The sequence below is a fragment of the Psychrosphaera sp. 1_MG-2023 genome (assembly GCF_030548245.1).
GTDB classification, from domain to species: domain Bacteria; phylum Pseudomonadota; class Gammaproteobacteria; order Enterobacterales; family Alteromonadaceae; genus Psychrosphaera; species Psychrosphaera algicola.
The window spans coordinates 58,936-81,815 of the sequence record NZ_JAUORW010000009.1 but is presented as its reverse complement, the minus strand read 5'-3'; the positions used below and the strand labels follow the sequence as shown (position 1 = coordinate 81,815).

Annotated in this window: 16 protein-coding genes; 6 read left to right on the top strand and 10 right to left on the bottom strand. The window is 40.5% G+C overall.

Annotation, left to right across the window (positions count from 1 at the left end):
• Positions 1-11 precede the first annotated feature (11 nt).
• On the top strand, positions 12-3,395 hold the full coding sequence (locus Q4575_RS10275; RefSeq protein WP_303522824.1) for a GH116 family glycosyl-hydrolase: 3,384 nt from the start codon (positions 12-14) through the stop codon (positions 3,393-3,395).
• Between the two features lie 134 nt (positions 3,396-3,529).
• Here Q4575_RS10275 and cydC read toward each other — a convergent pair whose 3' ends face one another.
• From cydC to Q4575_RS10250, 5 genes are read right to left on the bottom strand one after another with little or no spacing between them, the layout of a single operon-like run.
• On the bottom strand, positions 3,530-5,308 hold the full coding sequence (gene cydC, locus Q4575_RS10270) for a thiol reductant ABC exporter subunit CydC (protein WP_303522822.1): 1,779 nt from the start codon (positions 5,306-5,308) through the stop codon (positions 3,530-3,532).
• A complete protein-coding gene (gene cydD / locus Q4575_RS10265; RefSeq protein WP_303522820.1) occupies positions 5,308-7,047 on the bottom strand; it encodes a thiol reductant ABC exporter subunit CydD in 1,740 nt (579 codons plus the stop codon). Before cydD ends, cydC begins: the two co-directional genes overlap by 1 nt.
• Positions 7,048-7,105: 58 nt before the next feature.
• Positions 7,106-7,234: a cytochrome bd-I oxidase subunit CydX gene (gene cydX, locus Q4575_RS10260; RefSeq protein WP_215963710.1), complete on the bottom strand. Its 129-nt coding sequence runs from the start codon at positions 7,232-7,234 to the stop codon at positions 7,106-7,108.
• 41 nt (positions 7,235-7,275) lie between these two features.
• Positions 7,276-8,430 carry a cytochrome d ubiquinol oxidase subunit II gene (cydB, locus tag Q4575_RS10255; protein WP_303522817.1) on the bottom strand — a complete coding sequence of 385 codons (1,155 nt, stop codon included), beginning with the start codon at positions 8,428-8,430 and terminating at the stop codon, positions 7,276-7,278.
• A 10-nt stretch (positions 8,431-8,440) separates the two neighbouring features.
• Positions 8,441-10,027, bottom strand: a complete 1,587-nt coding sequence (locus Q4575_RS10250; protein WP_303522815.1) for a cytochrome ubiquinol oxidase subunit I — start codon at positions 10,025-10,027, stop codon at positions 8,441-8,443.
• Between the two features lie 343 nt (positions 10,028-10,370).
• Here Q4575_RS10250 and Q4575_RS10245 point away from each other — a divergent pair, with 343 nt between their 5' ends.
• Positions 10,371-11,681 (top strand): sigma-54-dependent Fis family transcriptional regulator, encoded by a 1,311-nt coding sequence (locus Q4575_RS10245; protein WP_303522813.1) that lies wholly within the window; start codon positions 10,371-10,373, stop codon positions 11,679-11,681.
• A gap of 151 nt (positions 11,682-11,832) precedes the next feature.
• On the opposite strand, the gene Q4575_RS10240 is transcribed toward Q4575_RS10245, so the two are convergent.
• Together Q4575_RS10240 and sbcD are read right to left on the bottom strand one after the other, a co-directional pair.
• Positions 11,833-15,516, bottom strand: coding sequence for an AAA family ATPase (locus Q4575_RS10240; RefSeq protein WP_303522811.1), 3,684 nt, complete (start codon positions 15,514-15,516; stop codon positions 11,833-11,835).
• On the bottom strand, positions 15,513-16,769 hold the full coding sequence (sbcD, locus tag Q4575_RS10235) for an exonuclease subunit SbcD (protein WP_303522809.1): 1,257 nt from the start codon (positions 16,767-16,769) through the stop codon (positions 15,513-15,515). Before sbcD ends, Q4575_RS10240 begins: the two co-directional genes overlap by 4 nt.
• A gap of 844 nt (positions 16,770-17,613) precedes the next feature.
• Between sbcD and Q4575_RS10230 the strand changes: the two genes are divergently transcribed.
• Positions 17,614-18,483: a WYL domain-containing protein gene (locus tag Q4575_RS10230; RefSeq protein ID WP_303522808.1), complete on the top strand. Its 870-nt coding sequence runs from the start codon at positions 17,614-17,616 to the stop codon at positions 18,481-18,483.
• 261 nt (positions 18,484-18,744) lie between these two features.
• On the opposite strand, the gene Q4575_RS10225 is transcribed toward Q4575_RS10230, so the two are convergent.
• The 3 genes from Q4575_RS10225 to Q4575_RS10215 are packed head-to-tail and all read right to left on the bottom strand — an operon-like array spanning position 18,745 to position 20,931.
• Positions 18,745-19,608, bottom strand: a complete 864-nt coding sequence (locus Q4575_RS10225) for a mechanosensitive ion channel family protein (RefSeq protein ID WP_303522806.1) — start codon at positions 19,606-19,608, stop codon at positions 18,745-18,747.
• A 7-nt stretch (positions 19,609-19,615) separates the two neighbouring features.
• The gene (locus Q4575_RS10220) at positions 19,616-20,404 is read right to left on the bottom strand and encodes a hypothetical protein (protein WP_215963718.1); all 789 of its coding nucleotides are present in this window, start codon (positions 20,402-20,404) and stop codon (positions 19,616-19,618) included.
• A 47-nt stretch (positions 20,405-20,451) separates the two neighbouring features.
• Positions 20,452-20,931 carry a hypothetical protein gene (locus Q4575_RS10215; RefSeq protein ID WP_272180173.1) on the bottom strand — a complete coding sequence of 160 codons (480 nt, stop codon included), beginning with the start codon at positions 20,929-20,931 and terminating at the stop codon, positions 20,452-20,454.
• Between the two features lie 372 nt (positions 20,932-21,303).
• Between Q4575_RS10215 and Q4575_RS10210 the strand changes: the two genes are divergently transcribed.
• The 3 genes from Q4575_RS10210 (at position 21,304) to Q4575_RS10200 (ending at position 22,871) form a co-directional block, all read left to right on the top strand.
• The gene (locus tag Q4575_RS10210) at positions 21,304-21,726 is read left to right on the top strand and encodes a hypothetical protein (RefSeq protein ID WP_303522803.1); all 423 of its coding nucleotides are present in this window, start codon (positions 21,304-21,306) and stop codon (positions 21,724-21,726) included.
• Positions 21,726-21,953 carry a helix-turn-helix transcriptional regulator gene (locus Q4575_RS10205; RefSeq protein ID WP_272180175.1) on the top strand — a complete coding sequence of 76 codons (228 nt, stop codon included), beginning with the start codon at positions 21,726-21,728 and terminating at the stop codon, positions 21,951-21,953. The genes Q4575_RS10210 and Q4575_RS10205 overlap by 1 nt, the downstream gene beginning before the upstream one ends.
• Positions 21,954-22,169: 216 nt before the next feature.
• Positions 22,170-22,871, top strand: a complete 702-nt coding sequence (locus Q4575_RS10200) for a spondin domain-containing protein (RefSeq protein WP_215963733.1) — start codon at positions 22,170-22,172, stop codon at positions 22,869-22,871.
• Positions 22,872-22,880: the final 9 nt, after the last annotated feature.

The window sequence follows — 22,880 nt, the reverse complement described above, 5'->3', positions numbered from 1 at the left end:
GAACTAATTTTATGCAAAAAACATCAGAACCACAGTCAAACAAATCGTGTCAATGCGACGCACCAAATCTATCACGTCGCAACTTCCTTTTTGTCGCAGGCGCAACCCCTTTTGCAATGGCGGGGTGTACGTCTTCGGTGTTTAGCAACCTTTCCTACGGAAAAGACTACCATGAAGCGATAAAAGCCCATGACTCCCTAAGAGCCTACTGGCGTTTCGACGACAACGTTATTGATGAACTTAGTGGTTTACCGGCAAAAACAAAACAAGTTAACTCATTTGAAAACGGCGCGGTTACTGGTTCTGGGATCCAGCTCTCACCTGGAAATAGCCTCGAAGTTGATGATACGAAACATTTATACGGTAGATTTGCGACAATCGAATTGTTTTTCAAAGTGAATTCACAACCTCGCGGGGACGATAACCCAGTTATTATTGCCCAGGCAAATGGCGAGAACGTGCGTTACATAATTGGAGTCGAAAACGATTTATCTGCCCTGCTGTACCGTAATGTAAATGGCAAGGTTGTCACCCGAATTGATTTACCCACGGGCAAAGGAATAGAGGTTGGACGTTGGTACCACCTTGCCGTGACAAGTTTTGACGTCGATCTTCGAGCTTACGTTGACGGTTTTGAATGTAGCTTATTTGGTGGTGCCTATGAATTTACCCGCAGAGGGCCAAAGACATCGGTGATGACGTTTGGTTCAACAACGGCGAGTGGCTGGAGTTCAGCCGATATCAGCCTAGATGAAGTGGCAACTTACGAGGAAGGTCTGACACCAAGCGACTTCCAAAGACATTTACTTGCCGCCGGATGGGATACTAAACTTGCCGAAACCGGGGCTTTGGTTGCCGCAGTCAAAGCGAAACGTGACCAAGTTCGTCAACAAAAAACTGAAAAAATTAGGCTCGACTCCGTCCTTACTGCACCTGGCACCACTCAAGTTTATGAGAATGAATACTTAGAGGCCATTAACTTTACGGTAGGCGGCATTGGTTCTGGTGCGATTCAGTTTGACGGCAAGGCTAGACCAAAAATTTGGCAAATTGCGTGTAACTTCCCTGAAATCGAGGTGGAAGATACTTTTTTAGCGATAAGAGCTCAATCTCCTGGCGCAGTGCCAATAACAAAGGCGTTACAAACAGAAGCGGCTGGTGCATTTAAACCCATGCAGGCATTAAAATTTGAAGGCGAATACCCGTTTGCCAAATACAATTTTGAAGACAAAGAATTACCTGTCGATGTATCACTAAACGTATTTAATCCATTTACACCAATGGATTTAAAAAACTCGTCAATCCCATGTGCTATCTACCAAGTAACAGTGACAAATAACAACGCCCACTCAGTAACGGTTGATATACTTTCATCGCAAAAAAATGCATTAGGTTACGCCAATGATAAAAACGGAAAATATGGCACTAACCAAAACAAATTGGTAACTAAAAATGGTGCAACCATGTTGCATATGACACGTGCCAATAATAATAAAGCCGACATGGTATTGATGACACTTTCCGATGGCGCGACTGGCACGGCGCAATGGAAGTCTAATGAAGCTTTAAAACGAGAGTTTACAGAAAAAGGGGCAATTACGGGCCCAATCACTTCCGGTCCGTCATCAGAAGGTAAATCCGTTAATGGTGCGTTAATTGCGCCGTTAAAACTTGCACCTGGTGAAACTCAAACGGTTAGTTTTGTGCTCACGTGGAGCTTTAGCGAAACCTTACATGGCACGATTTTTACAGCCCCTAAGGGAAAACCTTGGAGCAGAACAGGCCAGATGTACAACAACTGGTGGTCAGATGCTTTGGACGTGGCGGCTTATGTACAAACCAACTTTGCCGATCTAACGCGTCGCACCCGTCAATTTCACGATAGTCTTTATGCCTCAACTTTGCCGGTTTGGCTTATCGACCGATGTTCTTCACAACTTGCGGTGTTACGCAGCCAAACATGTTGGTGGTCAAAAGATGGGTATTTTGGTGCATGGGAAGGTTGTAACCCAAATAGTGGTTGTTGCCAGGCAAACTGTACCCATGTTTGGCATTATGCTCAATCACATGCGAGATTGTTGCCAGAGCTTGGTCGCATTATGCGTGAACAAGACTACGATATGCAGTTTGAAGATGGATTGCTGCCCTATCGCCACAATAATACCAAGCCAGCGGCAGATGGTCATTTTGGGACAATTCTAAATACCTATCGCGAGCACCTATGTAGCAAGGACAATAAATGGTTGAAGGAACAATGGCCACGCGTTAAAAAAGCCATTGAATGGGGGATCAAAGAGTGGGATCCTGAGCGAATTGGCTACACGAAAAATGAACAACACAATACATTAGATGGTCAATTAGATGGATGTTCGTCATGGATTGGTAGCCTATACCTTACGTCGCTTGAAGCCAGTGCCCGTATGGCAGAAATTGTCGGTGAAACTGCACTTGCTGTTGAATATCGTCGTATTCGAACAATGGGTAAACAACTTCAAAATGACCGACTATGGAACGGCGAATATTATATTCAAGAGTCAGAAAACAAACCCATTCAAAACTATCTAGACGGCTGCCACATTGACCAAATTTTAGGTGAGTGGTGGGCCGATCAAATTAACATCGACCGCAACTACCCTAAAAGTCGTTCGAAAAAAGCAATGCAGTCGTTGTTAAAATACAACTTTAGAGCCGACTTTTATGGCCAGTCATTAAAACCTCGTCAATATTGCGAAATCGACGATGGTGGAATGAAAATGATCACTTGGCCAAATGGCCCTCAACCGATCCCAGGCATGAAATACGGAGATGAAGTTATGACCGGATTTGAGTACGGTGCGGCGGTCTCCATGATCCAAAATGACATGCTTATTGATGGCCTAATGTTACTCAAAGTCGTTGCCGACAGATATGACGGGCGTTTAAGGACCGAAGGGGTATCTGACGTTAAAAATGGCCCATGGGGTTATTCTGGTAATCCATATGGTGACGATGAGTGCGGAAAATACTATGGACGCTCATTGAGTGTTTGGTCCGCACTAACGGCTTTACAGGGTTTCAAATACGACGGTCCTGCCGCTGTCATTGGATTTAATCCTGTATTTACACCAGAAGCTCATGTCAGTTTCTTTACCGCTGCACTTGGATATGGCTTGTTTAAGCAAACAATCTCAAGCAATACCATCAATTGCGCCATGTCATTGCAAGAGGGAGAAATGAACGTTAAAGAAATTAACCTTGGGAGTAAAAACGCAATTAAGCGTGTTGAAGTTCAGCTAAATTCAAAACAAATAGCAGCGTCGTATGTTTATAAAAACGACGAACTGATTATTAACTTAGCTAAAGAAATAACACTTCAAGAAAAAGATGAAATAACAATTAACGCATCGATGGCGTAAGCCAACTCGGCTGGTTTAAATCATTAAGCCAGCCCCTTTTTAAATAATTGTGTACAAATACACAGCCACCCACTCACTAACATTATTTCCACAAGAAATTAGAAATAAAGCGCATAGACTTTATACCACTTGGTTTAAAAGTAAGTGAGTAAAGTTTGGTAATATTTATTGCTGCTGATTAGCTCATTATGGTTGCCTTCAGCGATAATATTGCCATGCTCCATGACAACAATTTTATCCATTCTTTTTAACGCAAAGGGCTTATGAGTGACCAAAATCAAGCTTTGTTGACACTGCTCTACGTGAGTCAATAAGTTATTCATAACAAGCTCTTCGTTGCTGCGGTCTAGCCCTTTGGTTGGTTCATCTAATACTAATACCTCGGCGGCCCTCAATTGTAGTTGCGCCAGTTGCAGTCGTTGCGCTTGTCCCCCCGATAAACCTGTCCCTGTAGAACCTAACCAAGTATTAAGCCCATCAGGAAGACTATCGAAAAACTCAAGTAAATTGACATCCTGACACACTCTGCGCATTTCATCTTCGGTTGCATCTGGTTTAGCTAACCGTAAATTGTCAGAAATACTTGCATCAAAAATATGTCCGTGTTGCTTCATTAAAGCAACATGTTGTCGCAATGACTCAAGCTTAATTTCACTTAACGCAACACCCGCTATTGAAATCGAACCGTTAGTTTCTGCCGAAATTAAACCTGTAGACGAAGCACTCGAGTTAACATTCTCTACTCTCCCTATTGGCCAAAATCCCATCAACAAACTGACTAACGTCGACTTTCCTGAACCACTAGCGCCAACAATAGCGACTTTTTCCCCTTGTTTAATAGACAAATTAATATCCCTTAAGCACGGCTTGACCTGTTCAGGATAAGAGAAAGTTAGGGCATCAAATTGAATATCCCCTCTTTGCACATTCTTTTCACCCACCATAATTGGTTTTTCTTTATCTACGATTGAAAAAAGCCTATCAGCGCTAGCCAAACTTTGGGGCAGTGTTTGTAATGCAAGTGGCAAATTACTTACGGTTTCAAAACTAACCAAGGCAAGCAAAATAATTGCTACCAGCGATTTGCTGTCGATTTCACCGGTTGCCAACTTTGGTATTAAAATAAGCAAGCAAAACAACGCTGATAGGTGGATTAATAGAAAAGTAAGTGAATTTAAGCCCGCGTTAATTTTTATTAACTTAAGTCTGATCCCATAATACTGCTCGGTAAGACTTACAATTGTCTCCTGGTAACTTTTGTCAACTTGGTAAACTAATAATGTTCTAATTGCCCCAACACCATTCACTAGGCTTTCAGTAAGTTTGCCTTCCAATAGTGTTTTTTGTAGAGATAAGGTCACCGACGCAAAATAACTCAAGAGCGGCAAAACAATTGCGACAACTAACAATGCCGTCAACATAAGCCAGGCAATTTGCGTTGAAAATTGCAACAACGCAAAATAGACAATTGGTACTGAAATTAATGCGACAAATATAGGCAATAATACTCGAAGATAGAAGTTATCTAGATTGTCGATATCCTGTTGTAAACGAGCCAATAGATCGCCAGAACGCAAATCAATTTGGTAATAAGGTAATAATGGTTCAAGTTGCTGATAAAAATAATGGCGCATATGGGCCAATGCGTTAAAAGTTGCACGGTGCGTTAACATTCGTTCCGCGTAACGGCCAGCGGTCCTTACAATTGCCAAAAATCGAATAACGGCCGCTGGAGTGAAGTAGTTCACACTCCCTCCGGTTATTCCCGCTATGGCCATTAAAGTAATAAACCAACCCGAGATGGCGAGCAAACTAATGTTTGCCAATACTGTAATAACAGATAAGAACGCCCCTACCAACATTAAAGGAAGTTGAGGTTTGAGCAGGGTTATTAAGCGGAAAAAGACTTTCATTATCTTATCTGCCTTGCGTAATAACTATTAAGCTCGACTAACTGTTGATGCGTACCAGTTTCAATAACCTTGCCTTGGTCAAGAACAATAATATTCTTAGCACGAATGATGGTATGCAGACGATGGGCAATAACAATGACAAGGTGCTCTTGAGCATAGTCATGTATTGATTCGGTAATTATTTGTTCAGTTTGTTGATCAAGGTTACTGGTTGGCTCATCCAGTATTAACACTTCCGGCTGGTGATAAAAAACACGCGCCAAAGCTAACCGTTGAATTTGTCCACCAGATAACCCTGCCCCCGCTTCACCGAATTGTGTATCGATGCCATTTTCCAAAGTCGTCAAAAATGCCCCGAGCCCTGCTTTTCCAAGTGCGTTATGGATCTGTTCTACTTGATAAACCTCAGACAATGCGACATTAAAGGCTAATGAACCATGAAACACATCTGCCTGTTGCGAAATCCAACCACAGTGCTGTAACCAACTATCGCGGTTTGCCAATGACAGGGGAATATTATTAATAATTATCTGCCCTGAACTTGGTTGAATAAAGCCTAAAATCATGTCTATTAACGTTGATTTTCCTGAGCCACTATCGCCAATCACCGCATACAAACCTTGAGAAGCAAAAACCGTATTAATGTTTGTTAATGCGTTATTCCGCTTTGTGTAAGCAAAATTGGCATCGATTATCTGAATGTCAAAAGGCGGACAAAACAACACTGAGTCACTTTTTTCAACTGCTGGTTCGTTAAGTAACTCTACAAGATCTTCAGCTGCGGTTACGCCGGCCATTTTCGAATGATACTGCGTGCCGAGCTGTCTAAAAGGTAGATAAAATTCTGGGGCAAGCAATAACACCCATAAGGCAAGCACATAATCAACGTCGCCGTAATACAATCGAAATCCTAAGACAACTGCGACAAGCGCTATCGAAATTGACGCAAGGAATTCCAAGACAAATGAAGAGAGAAATGCGATTTTGAGTATGCCCATGGTTTCATCGCCATAGTCATCACTAATTTTTTTTACCGCGTCAATTTCCCTGCGAGAAGCATTGAATATCTTTAGTTGCGTTAACCCCTGAATAATATCAAGAAAATGGCTACTCATGCGTTGCAATTTTGCCCAATGTTGCTGATTTAAACGCTGCGCTTTATGACCGATAAGGATCATAAAAAACGGTACCATAGGTGCGGTCAGTAACAAGATTAAACCTGATTGCCAATCAATAGGAAATACAGCAACAAGGATCGCTAGTGGAATGACAGCACAGTAGGCAATAACAGGTAAATAACCGGCAAAATAATCTTCTAGTGAATCAATCCCTCTATTTAGTAATGTCGCTAGTTTTGCACTACCTTTGGTTTGTGTATAAGTCGGTCCAAGTTGAAAAAGACGCTGTAACAATCGAGCCCGAATATTTGCTTTAATAGACATCGCACCTTGGCGACTATAACATTCACTAAAGTAGCCCAATGCAGCACGAATAATTATAATAAAAATGAGCGCACCACAGATCTGAGGCAAGGTAAATGTCTCATCTCCTTCAATTGAAAATATTGAGATATCAATTAAATAAGCCAATATTGCGGTTTGCACGATCATTAACAAACCGTTTAATGCCCCTAAGGCAACGGCTCGGCTTATTCTCCCTCCGTCGTGTACTTTTTGAGATTTGAGCCAGCTATTAACGTCGTTCTTTTGTAGTTCAATTTTTTGTTTCATATCACTCATTTTATTTCATTAAAACCGAACTCTGGCTCATATATCTCATCACTAAAAGCAAATTGTATTATTTGGGGTTGTTGTTTTGATCATCGGCAACATTGTCTATATGTTGCTCCATTTCGTACCACATAACATTAATTATGCCTAAAGAAACGGCAAGTAAAACGCCCAAAATCCAACTAAAATACCACATGATTTATTCCTCTAATTTTGCGTAAAAGTATATCGATACAGCTAATATGCTGAGTGGCTATTCTGCTCAATTTCTTCAATAGTTACCGTACGCCACATTTTTTTGTAACACCAAAATGTATAACCGATAATAATTGGCGTAAAGACCGCCACGACCATTAGCATTAATCCCAATGTGCCTTCACTTGAAACGGTATCCCACATAAGCAAGCTGTGATTCGGCTGGCTACTCGATGGCATTACAAATGGAAACATTGAAATACCCGCGGTTAAAATAATGCTCGCAATTGACAACGCACTCGCGAGTAAAGACGCGGTTTTTACAGAGCCACTTTTGTTTTTGATCCCCAACAACATTGCGACAACTAACGGCATGAAAATACCTAGCAATGGCACTAACCATAATAATGGGGTTTGTATAAAGTTTGCTAACCAAACACCTGAACCAGTGCTAACTTCTTTAATAGTAGGTTGCGCTTGACCCATCTTATCGATATTACTAATAACAGAATAACCATCAATACTTTGCCAAACCATCACACCAGCAAGTGCAAAAGTGATCGCTAAAACCACTGCCACTACTCGGCCAATATTTGCCGAACGCTGCGCAACATCGGCATCTGTTCTTAATACAAGCCATGTTGAGCCGTGCATCAACATCATACATACGCTGACCACACCCGTTAGCAATGTAAAAGGGGTGAATAAAGCAAAAAATGAACCTGTGTATGTAACACGCATTAACGAATCGAAACCAAAAGGTACGCCTTGTAGTAAATTACCAAATGCGACGCCAAACACTAACGGTGGGACCATAGAGCCAACAAATAGTGCTTTGTCCCAGTTAGTTCGCCATTTTTCAGACTCGATTTTACTTCGATAATCAAATGCTAAAGGCCTTAAAAACAAACTAAATAAAGTCAACATCATTGCAAAGTAAAAGCCACTAAATGCCGTGGCGTATACCAAGGGCCATGCTGCAAAAAGAGACGCGCCAGCGGTGATCAGCCAAACCTGGTTACCATCCCAATGCGCACCTACCGTATTGATAACAACGCGACTTTCAACATCCTTTTTAGCGACAAAAGGAAGCAAACCGCCGACTCCCATGTCCATACCATCGGTAACTGCAAAACCGATAAAAAGGAAACCAATTAGACCCCACCAAATAAATTTTAATGTTTCATAATCAAACATATTTTGCCCCTTAATAATTCTGGCTGCGAAGACCAGAAGCTAACTCTGGTGTTTGTTCAAAATGATAACGTCCGGTATGAAGTGAGCTTGGACCAAGTCGAGCAAACTTAATCATTAAGTACATCTCAATAATAAACAAAATGGTATAAACAACGATAAACGCAATGAGAGAAAACAGCACATCTCCAACTGCTAAATTAGACGTTGATAAAAAGGTCGGTAACACTTCACTGATGGCCCAAGGTTGACGACCAAATTCAGCAACAAACCAACCGGTTTCTATCGCAATCCATGGTAATGGCAAAGCGACAAACAATGATTTTAATAACCATCGCTTACTTTCAATTTCACGACGAGCGTTAAAGTAAAAGGCCAATATAAATAGAATTAACATGACAACTCCGGCACCAACCATAATTCTGAAAGCCCAGAAAACGGGCGCAACTGGGGGAGTCGAATCTTTAACAGCCAATTTAATTTGTGCCTCTGTCGCATCAACAACATTGTCGGTATAGCGCTTAAGTAACAAGCCATAGCCAAGGTCGTGTTTAGTTTCATTAAACCGAGCAAGGTTTTCAGGAGTTTCTTCACCATTTCTTAATTTGGTTAGATATTCATAGGCGATCATACCGTTACGAATTCTTGGTTCATGCGCCTTTTGTAAATCACGTAAACCAATTACCTCTTCATCTAAAGATCGAGTTGCGATTATTCCCAGCGCGTATGGGATTTTTACCGCATAATGGGTTTCCATGGCTTCATCATCTGGCAATCCTATTAAAGTGAACGCGGCAGGCGCAGGCTCGGTGTGATACTCAGCTTCAATTGCAGCAAGTTTGACTTTTTGAACCTCACCAGTTTCATAGCCCGATTCGTCACCAAGAAGAATGACAGAAAAAATGGCAGCTAAACCAAAACCAGCCCCTACAGAAAATGAGCGCTTAGCAAAAGCAATATCTCTTCCTTTAAGCAGATAATAACTACTGATACTCAATACAAACATGGAACCAGCTACATAACCGCCTGCGACGGTATGGATAAACTTAACCTGTGCAACCGGGTTAAAAATAATCTCGCTAAAACTGACTAACTCCATTCTCATTGTCATGTAATTAAATTCACTTCCTACTGGATTTTGCATCCAGCCGTTGGCAATAAGTATCCACAAAGCTGAAAGGTTCGTTCCTAATGCCATTAAGAATGTGCCCATCAAATGTTGTCGTTTGCTCAATCGATCCCACCCTAAAAAGAACATACCGACAAAGGTTGATTCTAGGAAAAATGCCATCAACCCTTCGATAGCTAACGGCGCACCAAAAACATCCCCCACGTAATGCGAATAATAAGACCAGTTAGTGCCAAATTCGAACTCCATGGTAAGGCCGGTTGCGACACCAATGGCAAAGTTTATTCCAAATAATTTGCCCCAAAACTTGGTCATATCGCGGTAAATTTCACGGCCCGTCATGACATAAACGGACTCCATGATAAATAAAATCCACGTTAAGCCGAGTGTCAAAGGAACAAACAAAAAATGGAATAACGCAGTAACAGCAAACTGCCACCGAGATAGTTCTACTAAAGTTTCATTTATCATGTTAATTGCTCTCGTGATTACTTTGTAAGTGATAAGTATTTGCGGTGAACTAGATTGTTCCAAATTTAACGACTAGTCAGGTAAGTTCTGTTGGCCACTTTACTTTTTATCAATTCATTAAAAAGCCTTTCATACTTTAAAAGTAGTTAAACAGTTACGTAGTTACAACGTTCTTTGTTGTAAATATAGCAATGACAATGCCAACACAGAAAAAAACTTAAGTGTCTAAATTAAAACAATAAAATAATAAAAATATCAAAAAACACTTTCACTTGTGACATAAATGTCATTTAATGTCATGCATCAATGTCATTTTTGACAAAAACTAATAAGCGACGTGTAAATGGTTCATCAAACAATCCAAGCTATTATCGAATCGATTGAAAAGCCTGCAATTTTCATCACTCCGAATTATGCAATTGAAGCGGTAAACCAAGCTTATCGAGACACTTATTCACGTCCCGTTTTGTTAGGGAAAAGTAAATGTCATGAGGTCTCACACAATTCACCTAAACCTTGTGATCAAAATGGCGAGTCGTGCCCTTTATCTGCATGTAAAGAAACCAATAAAAACAATTCTGCACTTCACATTCATAAAACAGATTCCGGTGATGCTTATTGCAATATTCTGATGAAGCCAGTAAAGGATAACGATGAGGTAATTATTGGATTTTTAGAAATACTTGAAAAAATAGATTTTGCTAGCAGTTACAGTAGTGACCGTAAATTAATAGGTAAAAGTGAACCATTTCAACGACTTCTAAAAATGATCTCCCGCAGTGCTCATAGCGATATAAGTGTATTGCTACAAGGTGAAACAGGAACCGGTAAAGAGCTCGCGGCACTATCAATACATCAAGCCAGTACCCGAGCAAATAGACCGTTTATTGAAGTCGAATGCACTGGACTGAGCGAAGCACTATTTGAATCCGAATTATTTGGCCATGAAAAAGGCGCATTTACAGGCGCGATTAGCGGCAAAAAAGGGTTGGTATGCATGGCTAATGGAGGTACCTTATTTTTAGATGAAATTGGCGATATTCCACTTAATCTTCAAGTGAAATTATTACGTTTACTTGAAACAGGTTACTACCGACGAGTCGGCAGTGTTGAAAAACAAAAAGCAAATTTTAGATTGATTTGTGCAAGCCATAAAAATATAGAAAAAATGGTCGAACAAGGCGAGTTTAGGGAAGATCTATACTATCGAATTGATGCTTTCCCTATTCGCTTACCCACTTTAAAAGAAAGGAAGTCTGATATTGGGCTATTAGCAGAACACCTGTTATTAAAAAGTGAATTTTCATCAAAAACATTTACAGCCGAAGCATTAAATGCACTTTCTTGTTATCACTACCCTGGTAATGTCCGAGAGTTGAAAAACATTGTGCATAGAAGTGCTCTATTAAGTGATGATGAACTTATCGGTATCGAACATTTGCCCCAAAAGATCAGCGCACTGCTAAACGTTAAAAAACAACCTAACAACCTGAAAGAAAATGAAAAAACTCACATAATCAATCTACTCAATCAATATGGAAACGACCCAAAAACCATTGCTGATAACTTGGAGGTCAGTGTCAGAACTTTGTATCGAAAGCTACATAAACACCAAATCAATATCCAAGAATTTAGGGTGGGTAAATACGAATAAGCAACACGAAGACGCGCCAACAAAGCCTCAACAGTTTACATTTCAAACCTTGAATACCGGTAAACTGCAGTGTCTAACCAAATAACAGAGCAGCCGCTATTGTAATGCAGACAATGCTTTGCCTTTATTTTATTCTTACATCGCCATTGCTTTATGCTCCCTCCACCGCATATTCGCTCTCGAGTTTGCTGTAACCGATGCCAGCCGCTTTGATGACTTTGATTTGGGTTGGTATGCGCTCTTTAAGCGCAGCGACGTGGGATATAACACCTACCATGCGGCCACCAGCTTGTAGGTTATCAAGCGCATTTAGGGCAACATCTAATGTATCTGGGTCGAGTGTGCCAAAACCTTCGTCCAAGAACAGAGATTCAATGCTGGTTTTGTCACTGACTAAGTCTGATAAGCCAAGGGCCAAAGCGAGACTGACCAAGAAACTCTCGCCACCTGACAGTGTTCTGATATCTCGCTCTTCGTCCGCTTGCCAAGAGTCTACAATTGTCAAACCTAAGTTGTCTTTTTCGTGACGCTTGAGCAAGTACCGTCCGTCGAGTGACGACAGATGGTGATTTGCCAAATGCACTAAATGCCCTAACGTTAAACCCTGCGCAAACTTTTTAAATTTAGCACCATCAGACGATCCAATTAAACTGTTGAGTTGATCCCAATGACTCAGTTCTTTGGCCTTTATTTCAATTTCTTCAATCACGAGTTGGTGACGTTCACGTTGTTTTTTATCAGTTTCTAACTTTTGTTCAATAGAGCCGGTTGCTCTTTGTTTTTCTTCAAGTTCGGCCGATAACGTGGTAATTAATACGTCTAATTCACTAACCGTCAATTGCGTTTTATCAAGAGCGGTTAACGTACTCAGTTTATTTTTGGCATTGCTAAGTGCTTCAGTGATTTGCGTTTGCTGAGTTGTTAAACGTTCCTTTAAGGCAAGTAACTGTTCAAATTCATCTGTGGTCACTCGGCAAACGAGATAGTCATCAATGGTTGAATATGGGCTTTGTTCGATAGCTTGGTTTAATAACACATTTGCGTCATTAAGCTCACTTTCAGTATATTTAATCGTGCTGGTTTTTGATTCAATTTCACCAGAAATTCCAGACACTTGCTCTTTTATTTTTGATAAAAACTGCTCAGTGTTTCGTTGAATTTCTAACAACTCAAACAGGGTCGTATTTGATTGTTGACGCTCAAGATTAACTTGTTTGTCGGCAAATAACTCAGCGCGTTTATCCAGTTCAGTTTGCAGTTCATCAAGTCTTTGTTTAATCCGCTTTTCTAATTGCGATTTTGAACTGTGGTGTTTGGCAATTTGGTTTTTGTCGCTCAGTAGTTTTTCCGTTTTTAGTTCAACGTTTTGAGCCAATTGACCAAGCTCGCGGTCAAATGCAATAAACCGCTCATTTGCCTTTTCCAACTCAGCCATAAAGGTCGTATACGCCGTTGTTGCTGGCATATGTCGACCGATACTTGTTAACTGCGTCGTTAACGCTATTTCTGCTTTTTGTCGGTTTGCAGAGATAGTCTCAAGAAGTTGGTGACCTTCATTGATCCGTAACTCAATATGAGCAATATCTTGATTAAGTTTGGCAACCTGTTGATTGTTTAATTCTATTGCTTTATTGCTTGTTAAAAGCGCTTCTTTCTCGGCCATCAATTGCCTTTTAATTTCGGCAATATTCTCTGACTTTAATTTAAGATTTTGCTTCTCTGCTTTAATAGAGGCTAACCATTGATCAACATGGCTTTTATCGGTAATCGATAAATCCTGAGCAATATGTTTATTGCTCTCAGCCCAACGGCTTTCAATCACCAAAAGCTCAGTATTAATCGCCGTAACGGTTTTATTATTTTGTTCAATAATGGTCGTATCGGCAACGATTTTGCTCGTTAAAGCCGCTTCGTCTTTGCGATAATCCTCAAGTACAATTTCAGCGCCGTGGATTTCTATTTCAAGCTGACTGCTTTTGGTGTCGATGTTTTGTGTTGCAAACGGGTGTTCTTCAGCGCCGCAAAGTGGGCAAGGCTCGCCTTCAATTAATCGAGTCCGAACCTCATCTAAGCTTTCAATATCAGCCACCAGTAATTGCCGTTTATTGAGTTGCGACAATATGAGTTTTTGATTTTCTTGTTTGGTTAAACACTGTGCTTTTAACTCGTTTAACCCAGCGATAGACTCCTGCAATTGCTTACTTTGCAATTCTAAAGTTTCACGTTTTTGGCTCAAGTTATCGTGCTGCTGCGCATCATTTTCTATGGAAACCGCCAAAGTGGCCTGCTCATTTACTTTTTCATAAACAAGTGCCCATTGCTGCTCAGACTGCCCGTTTAAGGCGGTATCTAATTTAGCACTAGTATCACTAATTTGACGCTCTTGTTTGGCAATTTCATCCAACTCAATTTTTTGAGCCTGTTTGGCATGGCTTAATTGTTGTTGTAATTGCTCTTGCTGGAATTGTAAATCAGCAACTTTTGTATCAGTGGATTTTGCGCTTTCGAGTATTTGGCCGTAATTTAAAAACTGGGTTTTTAAATCTGGAATGACCGACGACAGCGCTCTATCCTGGGCATTTTCTTGTAAAAACGCGCTTAATTCTTTAACTTTTCTGTTCGCAAGTTCAATATCCTGTTCGGTGGCTTCAATGTCTTTTTCAATTATCGTAATTGACGCCTCTATATCCGCTAATTGATTTTGCTCATTGGTGATATTGGTTTGTTTCTCCGCTATCTTTTTATCGAGCGGAATGACTTTTTGGTCAATGAGTTCTTCGAGTTGTTTATGCTGGTTGAATTGAGTTTCATAATCTTTTTTCGCCGTAACGTTATGATTTTCAGCCACCTCTAACTGTTCAGCTAGTTGTTGTTTTTTAACACACAAGTTGGCGAGTTGTGTATTTTGTTCATCAAGCTCTAACTGCGCTTTACGACAACTTTCATAAAGCGGGGTTATCTTTTGCGCAGGTGCTGCTTTTGCCAGTTGTTCTAACTCAGGCAACGCCTGGTTTTTTTCGACTTCAAACTCAGTCTGCCTTGCCTCTGCGGTTTTGATCTCAACCTGACAATCTGATATTTGGGTTAACCACTGTTGCTCTTCATTATGGTTTTTTAGTTGCGTCTTTAATCGCTGAACCTGTTCGTTTTGCGTTTTTAACGCATCGACTAAACGCTGTTTTTCTTCTTCCTCGATAAAATCAATCACCTCAAGTTTGTCAGTTAACGACTTAACCGCTGCCTTGTGCTCTTTTTGATGTTCATAAACCGTTTGCGAGATCTGTTGATAAACCTCCGTTCCCGTTAACTGCTCTAATAATGTTGCACGTTCATTTTCCTTCGCCGATAAAAAGGCGTCAAATCCGCCTTGAGCAAGCATCATGGAACGAGTAAAACGGGCAAAATCGAGGCGTGTGATATCTTCAATACTCTTTCTGACCTTAGATAAATGCGTCTCTACGACCTTTTCGCCCTTATCATCGATAAGAGCAAGTTCAGCCTTTGGCCCTTGTAAGTTGCCATCTGGGCTATGTTTTGCGCGTCGTTGTGACCAATTAGCTCGATAACGATTGTTATTCACATAAAACTCAACTTCGGCAAAACATTCCGCTGTACCTCGAGTCATCAAGTCATTGTCACTTTGTGACGGTTTTATACGTGGGGTTTCATGATATAACGCCAAACAGATTGCGTCGTAAATTGTTGATTTTCCGGCACCTGTCGACCCCGTAATGGCAAACAACCCATTGTTCACAAATTGTGGTGTGGTTAAATCGATAAACCATTGGCCTTTAAGGGAATTTATATTTTGTAGTCGGATCGATAGAATTTTCATTTCGCCACTCCATTTGAATTACCCACATCTGTTTTTTCACCGGCTAGAACTTCTGCCACAACGGAATCAAATGTGCTGGTCAGTGACTCAATGTCAGCCGGTTCTAGTTGTTCTTGCTCTAAACGCTTTTGGAATACGTCTTTTGGTGTTAACTCACTTAACGATTGTTTGGGCTTTTCACTTTTAAGTTGCAGAGTCGTGGCCTTTTTACGTTTTACTTTGATGATTTCAATTGGTGCGTCGCTGCACATATCCAGTATTTTTTGTTGTAGATCAGAAAGGTAATCGTCCGTGCTTACTTCAACTTCAACCCAGGCTGTGTTGTCGGTTGATGACAACTCTACAGCAATGTTCTGTAACTGATGTTCTATTGAGGTCAGCGAGCCTTCGATTCGATACATGGCTTGGCTTCTCGGGATATAAAGCGGTTCTATGTGTTTTACATTTGCGCCCTCAAACTCAACCATAATAACTTGTTTTTTATGGTTGAGTTCGTCGAAACTTAGCGGTATTGGTGAACCACAATAACGGATATGTTCTTTGCCACTTACCGACATTGGCTTATGAATATGGCCTAGCGCAATGTAACCCGCAGGGGGTAACTTATCGGATGGGAACGACTCTAATGTGCCTACGTAAATTTCTCTTACCGACTCAGTCCGAGAACTGGCTAAGGTTGTTAAATGACCCGTGCTAATAATGGGTAGCTCGCCACCGAGTTGTTTTCGTTTTTGCTCGGCGATATCGAAAATCGCCATAAAATGCCCCGCCATCGCTTGAATAAGCGCTTTTTGCTTTTCGCTGCCCGTTTGCCCAGCAACTGAATCCAAAACATCTTTTGGCCTGATAAAAGGGATCCCACATAAAATGGCCCCCGGCTGTTTTGTATGATCGTTTAGTAGGATCACCTGATCATTAAGATCGGCTTTTACGCCACCAATGACATAAGTGCCAAGGCAACTTAATAACGATTCAGTTTCGTTTAACGTTGCAACTGAGTCATGGTTTCCGCCCAGCACAACCAACTGGCAACCTATTTTGTGCATGCTCACGATAAACTCGTTATAAAGTGTTCTGGCATAACTCGGCGGAGTGCCAGTATCAAAGATGTCCCCCGCGACAATCACTGCGTCTATTTGCTTTTCAGTGACTTGATTTAGCAACCAATTTAAAAATGCTTTATGCTCAGCTTCTCTACTTTTGCCGATAAACCCTTGGCCTAAATGCCAGTCAGAAGTATGAATGATTTTCATATTGGTTGCCCTTTTGTCGATTGTCGATTGTGGTTTTATTGTTTTCGGTTTATTGATTGCTTTCGGCTTTATTGGAAACGTTGATTTAACTTTGTTTTAGCTGTCTTTAACGTGCATTCAGCTGTATACCTTTGGTTTTCTTTGGTTTTCTCAGCGACGTTATAGCCTTGATATCGTGCTATTTTTAACCCACAAATTTACAAAACTCAGTTTGGTTTGCATGATGATAACGAGCTTCGCTTCCAATGGAAACCGTTATTACTAGGCACTGTTTTAGAAGGCACGGTTATTAGTAGACACGGTTAATATATTAAAAAAGTGAACATCCCTGTCCCTGTCATCCAAGACTTTCATCATTTCCATATTATCCTTTTAATTAGATTTCCATGTCCATTTTTAGTCCGTGTCATATCCATTTTGAATCCTTGCCATAGTTCAACATCCTTTCCTATGTCCGTGTCTTCTCCATATGCTTCTCCATGTACTTAACTAAAAGCCTTTTGATGCATTTTCCCTATGCCATCGTCCCTGTTATCTTTTGACGATATAGACTGTACATGTCGCCGATGGCGACAAGCAATAACTGGGAATATATACACGTACAAAAATCAATCATATTGATTACGACCTAAAGCAACACATGCAGAACGCAGAACAAACGCCTTAACTGAACTACTGCATTACAAAATTGCTGAATAAAAATAGCGGGTGACGACTTTGCACGGAGAAACCTGTACTAATTTTGTACATGTACGCAACTAATTAATTTCAGGGATGTACTTCTCCCTCCATTTATTATTAATATGGAGTTACGAAATAACGGAAAACAAATTAACGGATTAATATGCAAGACTCTAATTGGCCATACCGCTACGACCTATTATTACGACTCAGACTTATCGAAGTTGTCGCTATGTGGGAGGGGCGAGTTAACACCAATCATCTGATAAAATATTTCGGCATTAAGCGCCAACAAGCGTCAAACGACATAAAAAAGTATCGTGAGGACATTGCGCCTAATAATTTAACCTACGACAAATCGGCAAAAGCTTATACTCCTAGCGCGTCATTTACTGCGGTATTAACAACAGGTAGCGCTGACGAGTACTTGCATTTATTAGAGCGAAACTCCGACCTTAACTTAAGATTTGAACGCCTCGAATTAGGCTTTGGGCACATCCATCAACTGCCTATGCCAAATCGAGCAATTAGCCCGGAAATCCTAAGGCCAATTGTTAAAGCATGTCAGCAAAACTTAAGGATTGAAGTTGATTATCGCTCGATAAATGATCCGCAACCGGATGGCCGTGTTATCGCGCCCCATTCCATTATTTATGCCGCGAATCGCTGGCACGTTCGAGCGTTTTGTGAAAAAAACCAAGGATATCGAGATTTTGTATTAACTCGATTTTTTAACACGCCAGAATTTGAAAGCGGAACAAGTGAACACACCGAAGCATTTGACACCGACTGGAACACAAAGTTAGACGTAAGCCTAGTTCCGGACCCAAGACTTACTCCAAATCAAAAACAGGTAATTGAGCACGATTACGGCATGGAGGAAGGTAAGTTAACTCTTACGGTACGTGCTAGTTTACTTGCATATTTGTTAAAAGCCCTACGAATTGAGGCACACACTGTTCATGCCGATCCAAAAGCACAGCAAATCGTCGTTGAAAACTTTGATAAAATTAAAAATAGGGTGTTTGTTTAATCACTGAACATGACGTTAATGGAAATTTGGCGCTATTTTTAACCTGCGCCAGGTTTTCCCTGCGTCAGGTTTTCCCTGCGTCAGGTTTTCCCTGCGCCAGGTTTTCCCTCCGTCAGGTTTTCCCTGCGCCAGGTTTTCCCTCCGTCAGGTTTTTAATCTCATTTTCGCCCAGAAACATTCAAACGTTAAAACGATTAGTTTATATCAATCCTTATAAATAACTCAGGCGATAAATAGTGAGATTGATTTAACGTATGCCCCTTATTTATTCTCTTGAGAAGAGCTTGGATGTGTTGATTTAACATCAACATCAAACGGCTTGGTTTCACTTCCGGCGTATAGACTTAAGTGAGGGAATGGAATTTCAATTCCTTGCTCGTCAAAGGTCTTCTTAATCTCTTGATACATTGTGTTTTTAAGGGCTAAAAAGTTTTCCCTTTTTGCCCAAACTGAAAACTGAATATCAACTGAAGAACTGCCAAATCCAGTTAATATAAACAGAGGTGCTGGCTCTTCTAGGCAAATGACATTTTTTTCAGCAAGCCCAAATAATACGTCACGAACCGTTTCAATGTCTTCTTTATAAGCGATACCAATCTTTAAATCCGCACGCCTAATAGGAAATTTAGTCAGGGTCGTAACTGGGCTTTTAATCATATTTTCATTTGGAATTCGGACAAATAGATTGTCAAAGGTTCGAATTTTCACTGACAGTAAATCAATTGAAATGACTTCCCCAGTTACATCGCCTACCTTAATAATATCCGCTATTGAGAATGAACGCTCAATCATCAGGAATAATCCGCTGATAAGGTTGGATGCCGAGGTCTGTGACGCAAAACCAATCGCAACAGTCAAGATACCAGCTGCGCCAATCAATAAACTTAAATCTATGCCTATATGTTTTAATGCCGAAACAGCAAACAGTGCCAAAAGTGTATAAAAAACAACTCGCTTTAACAGAAAAAGTGCGTGTTTGGTGATCCTAGCTTCCACAAAAGTTGTAACCGCAGAACTGATCGCTCGGGAAATAAAATAGCCGACGATCAACAACAATAAAGCTTGAACCAACGTATAGAAATAAGAAGACTTTAGCTGTTCAACAAACTCAATAAAAACATCCATAAAATTGTTATCCAAAAAGGTTACTGATACGACGAATTAGCTTGCCTTGATCTGAGGCTTTTCGCGGGTCGCTAATTTGTATATGCTCGCTCGATTCGTTCAAATCACTACTCTCGATGTGCACTTCCACATGAGCAGAGTCATGATTTCTTTCAATCGAAATACCTGACGTCCATAGATTATGTTCCATGTCGCTGTATAAACTTAAGAAGTTCACTGGCACGTTAAGTCGATTAATTGTAAATGCTTTATTGTGGTTATTTTTCACCGTAATTGGTGTCGTCGCTCGATGAGAACGCATGACTAAATCCTCTAACCGAGTTCTTGCCGATGTGTATTTTGCGTAGCAAATGTCACCGTCTATTGTCGACGCACCAAACCAAGTATCTGATGGACGCCAAAATGGCACGTCAATTAAACATTCTTTCTGTAATAGCGCGGTAACGCTAAACCAAATAGGTGTCGTAACAAAAAGTTTAACCTTTTCACCAGCAAGGATGGTGACAGGTGATGCAGGCCTTGTCACAACAGACTTGTCAGCAAGCCGAGGGGCTACCCTCAAAGTAGTTGCAGTTTGTTTTTCTAAATATCTGCCTGCGACTTTATCGCCATCCAAATCGATATGTTGGCCGTCAGACAGTACAATTTCACTATCTAGCTCGGTTTGGGTTTCAATATTCCAAATTTTCCACTCGTCTACCAAGCGTTGGATCACAAACGATCGTTCGCCAATACTCCAGCTTCTTAGCTCAAGTTCATTAAATGAAAAATCACCCCACCATTGTTCTCGACTCATTGGCCACTCTTAATCTGTAAATAGTAAATTAAATTGCCGCTAGCGGTTTAAAATATATAAGGCAGCAACAAAAACCTGAAAAGTAAATCACCAAAACCCCAAATAAAAGTTCCGGCCATTAATAACGAGACCTCTAAAATACCGAGTTGAAAACGAACATGGTCTTTTAAATAATCCAGTTTATCTTCAAATTCATCTTCGATACTTAAGATCTCTTTGTCTATGTATTCTTTCGGCGCGTTGTATTTTCTCAATTTTAATTTTGCTTTAGACAACGCCAATCGATGTTGGATATTCAATCGGCTGACAAGTAATCGTTCTTGAATTACGCCACCGATGCTTGACCAAACGCCCAGCAGGGTTACCAAGCAACCACTGCGAGTTACCCATTCGATATCGACAAAATTTATCTTTGTTAGATAAATCCCGATACCGAGTAATATTACCGCTAATGCCCAAGTCATAATGGGTTGTCTATTTTTAATATTGGCAATGTCTTCGTTGTATAAAACTTTTGGATCATTCAAGGTAATAAGATTCTTTAATTTAATGTTTAAAACTATGCAAACGGTGTTTTAACCATAGCGTATGAGCGAACTTATGTCTTATACCCTACTTTTATTCACAACGGTAGAACAGACAAACATTCGGTAAATAAAAGTTATTATTCATTTAATTCAAGCCCACTTTTTTGCCTCAATCTTCGATAAGTCGCCGTATTTATTATATTAAAAACCTAGGAATACCAGTTCAGTTTAGCCCTAACTCATTATTAAAATGACAAAACAGTTATGAGGTTGTGTTAAATATTATTAACATTTAATGTTAAAAATGTTTGACATCAAAAAGAGAATACCTTACCTTTCATGTCAAATATATTTAACATAAAGGAAACTCAAATGTCTTTTCACGAAAAATCCTCTTGGATAATGGCGTTATCTTTATTAGTAAGTTCAGCGCTTTATTTTTTTATCATGGTGTCAATGTCTGGAACGGAAGGTTTAGCCGCACCAAACCTTCCTGTACTGATTGTTTTCACTATTGTTTTAACCGTTTTAGCAACAGTTGGTCATATTATAATTGCCGCGCTAAAGCCCTCCGAAGCAATCGACACGGTTGATGAACGTGAGCAACAGTTTTTTGCAAAAGCAAAAAGCATTGCCTCAAATGTGCTGGCAATAGGTATCTTTATTTCACTCTTTTTGTTTATCTTTTCAACGAGTGGCAACTTGCTATTTTATATGGTGCTTGGCAGTTTAATTGTGAGTCAACTCACTGAAGAAATTATGAAAATTGTATTCTACCGAAAGGCACTTTATTAATGGCTGCAAAACAGTTGCCAGTGGCAAACCATGTAAAAGAGTTAAGAGAGTCTAAACGCTCAATGACGCAGTCAGAACTTGGCGAAGCCGTTGGAGTCACTCGACAAACCGTTGCCGCGATAGAACAGCGACGGTATGCCCCAAGTTTGGAAACGGCATTTAGGATCGCTCGTGTATTTAATGTTGGCATCGAACAAGTCTTTGAATGGGACGAAACCTTTGAATAACCCATGTACGATTGGTGATGAGTGAAAAACTTGTCACCAATCAACCGTATTGAACTTAATACCTTAAAAGACGTAACCAATACTTCACAACATAATAAATATTGAGTTGTGACCAAAAAACACCATCTTCTTTATCAAATTGTGATTTTGTCGTGATACTTTTGGGATAAATTCGATTCATGATTGTTAGGGTCAAAACTAACAAGAGAAAAGAACATGAAAAAACTACAACGAATTTTACTTCCTTCACTCGCCGTCTTATTTTCACAAAACGCACTGTCGGCCGAACTCGACATTAAAGTCACTAATCTAACTCACGGTTTACACTTTACCCCGTTGCTTGTTACAGCACATGGTGCCGATGCGTACTTATATAAAACAGGTATGGCGGCAAGTGAAGATCTGCAAAAAATGGCTGAAGGCGGCGACATTTCAGGTTTGTCTTCAATGTTAATGGGCATCAATGCTGATGTTGTTGAAAATCCAGCGGCGGGTCTATTAGCCCCAGGCACCTCAACTATGACCATGTTATCTACAGCCGCCACTAACACCCATTTATCTTTGGTTACTATGTTATTGCCAACAAACGATGGTTTTGTTGGGCTCGATAGTTGGGAAATTCCAACGACGGCTGGCACATATACAGTTTATCTAAATGGCTATGACGCTGGCACCGAAGCCAATAATGAAATTATCAATGGCGGCGGCATGCCGGGTGTTTTAGGTATTCCCGCAGATCCTTCTGGAAACAATGGCACAGGTGGCACGGGCGTGACAGATATGGAAGAGACTCAAGTCGTCCATATACACCGAGGAAATTTAGGTGATGACGACGCTGCTGGTGGCATGTCAGATGTGAACAACAAAGTTCATCGTTGGTTAAACCCGGTAGCTAAAGTGACAATTACGGTTAAATAAGGAGTACCT

What these genes read in the sequence shown, in the direction of transcription:
- Q4575_RS10275 (WP_303522824.1), top strand. Translation starts at nt 12, where the DNA reads ATGCAAAAAACATCAGAACCACAGTCAAACAAATCGTGTCAATGCGAC.
- cydC (WP_303522822.1), bottom strand. Translation starts at nt 5,308, where the DNA reads ATGAAAGTCTTTTTCCGCTTAATAACCCTGCTCAAACCTCAACTTCCT.
- cydD (WP_303522820.1), bottom strand. Translation starts at nt 7,047, where the DNA reads ATGAGTGATATGAAACAAAAAATTGAACTACAAAAGAACGACGTTAAT.
- cydX (WP_215963710.1), bottom strand. Translation starts at nt 7,234, where the DNA reads ATGTGGTATTTTAGTTGGATTTTGGGCGTTTTACTTGCCGTTTCTTTA.
- cydB (WP_303522817.1), bottom strand. Translation starts at nt 8,430, where the DNA reads ATGTTTGATTATGAAACATTAAAATTTATTTGGTGGGGTCTAATTGGT.
- Q4575_RS10250 (WP_303522815.1), bottom strand. Translation starts at nt 10,027, where the DNA reads ATGATAAATGAAACTTTAGTAGAACTATCTCGGTGGCAGTTTGCTGTT.
- Q4575_RS10245 (WP_303522813.1), top strand. Translation starts at nt 10,371, where the DNA reads ATGGTTCATCAAACAATCCAAGCTATTATCGAATCGATTGAAAAGCCT.
- Q4575_RS10240 (WP_303522811.1), bottom strand. Translation starts at nt 15,516, where the DNA reads ATGAAAATTCTATCGATCCGACTACAAAATATAAATTCCCTTAAAGGC.
- sbcD (WP_303522809.1), bottom strand. Translation starts at nt 16,769, where the DNA reads ATGAAAATCATTCATACTTCTGACTGGCATTTAGGCCAAGGGTTTATC.
- Q4575_RS10230 (WP_303522808.1), top strand. Translation starts at nt 17,614, where the DNA reads ATGCAAGACTCTAATTGGCCATACCGCTACGACCTATTATTACGACTC.
- Q4575_RS10225 (WP_303522806.1), bottom strand. Translation starts at nt 19,608, where the DNA reads ATGGATGTTTTTATTGAGTTTGTTGAACAGCTAAAGTCTTCTTATTTC.
- Q4575_RS10220 (WP_215963718.1), bottom strand. Translation starts at nt 20,404, where the DNA reads ATGAGTCGAGAACAATGGTGGGGTGATTTTTCATTTAATGAACTTGAG.
- Q4575_RS10210 (WP_303522803.1), top strand. Translation starts at nt 21,304, where the DNA reads ATGTCTTTTCACGAAAAATCCTCTTGGATAATGGCGTTATCTTTATTA.
- Q4575_RS10205 (WP_272180175.1), top strand. Translation starts at nt 21,726, where the DNA reads ATGGCTGCAAAACAGTTGCCAGTGGCAAACCATGTAAAAGAGTTAAGA.
- Q4575_RS10200 (WP_215963733.1), top strand. Translation starts at nt 22,170, where the DNA reads ATGAAAAAACTACAACGAATTTTACTTCCTTCACTCGCCGTCTTATTT.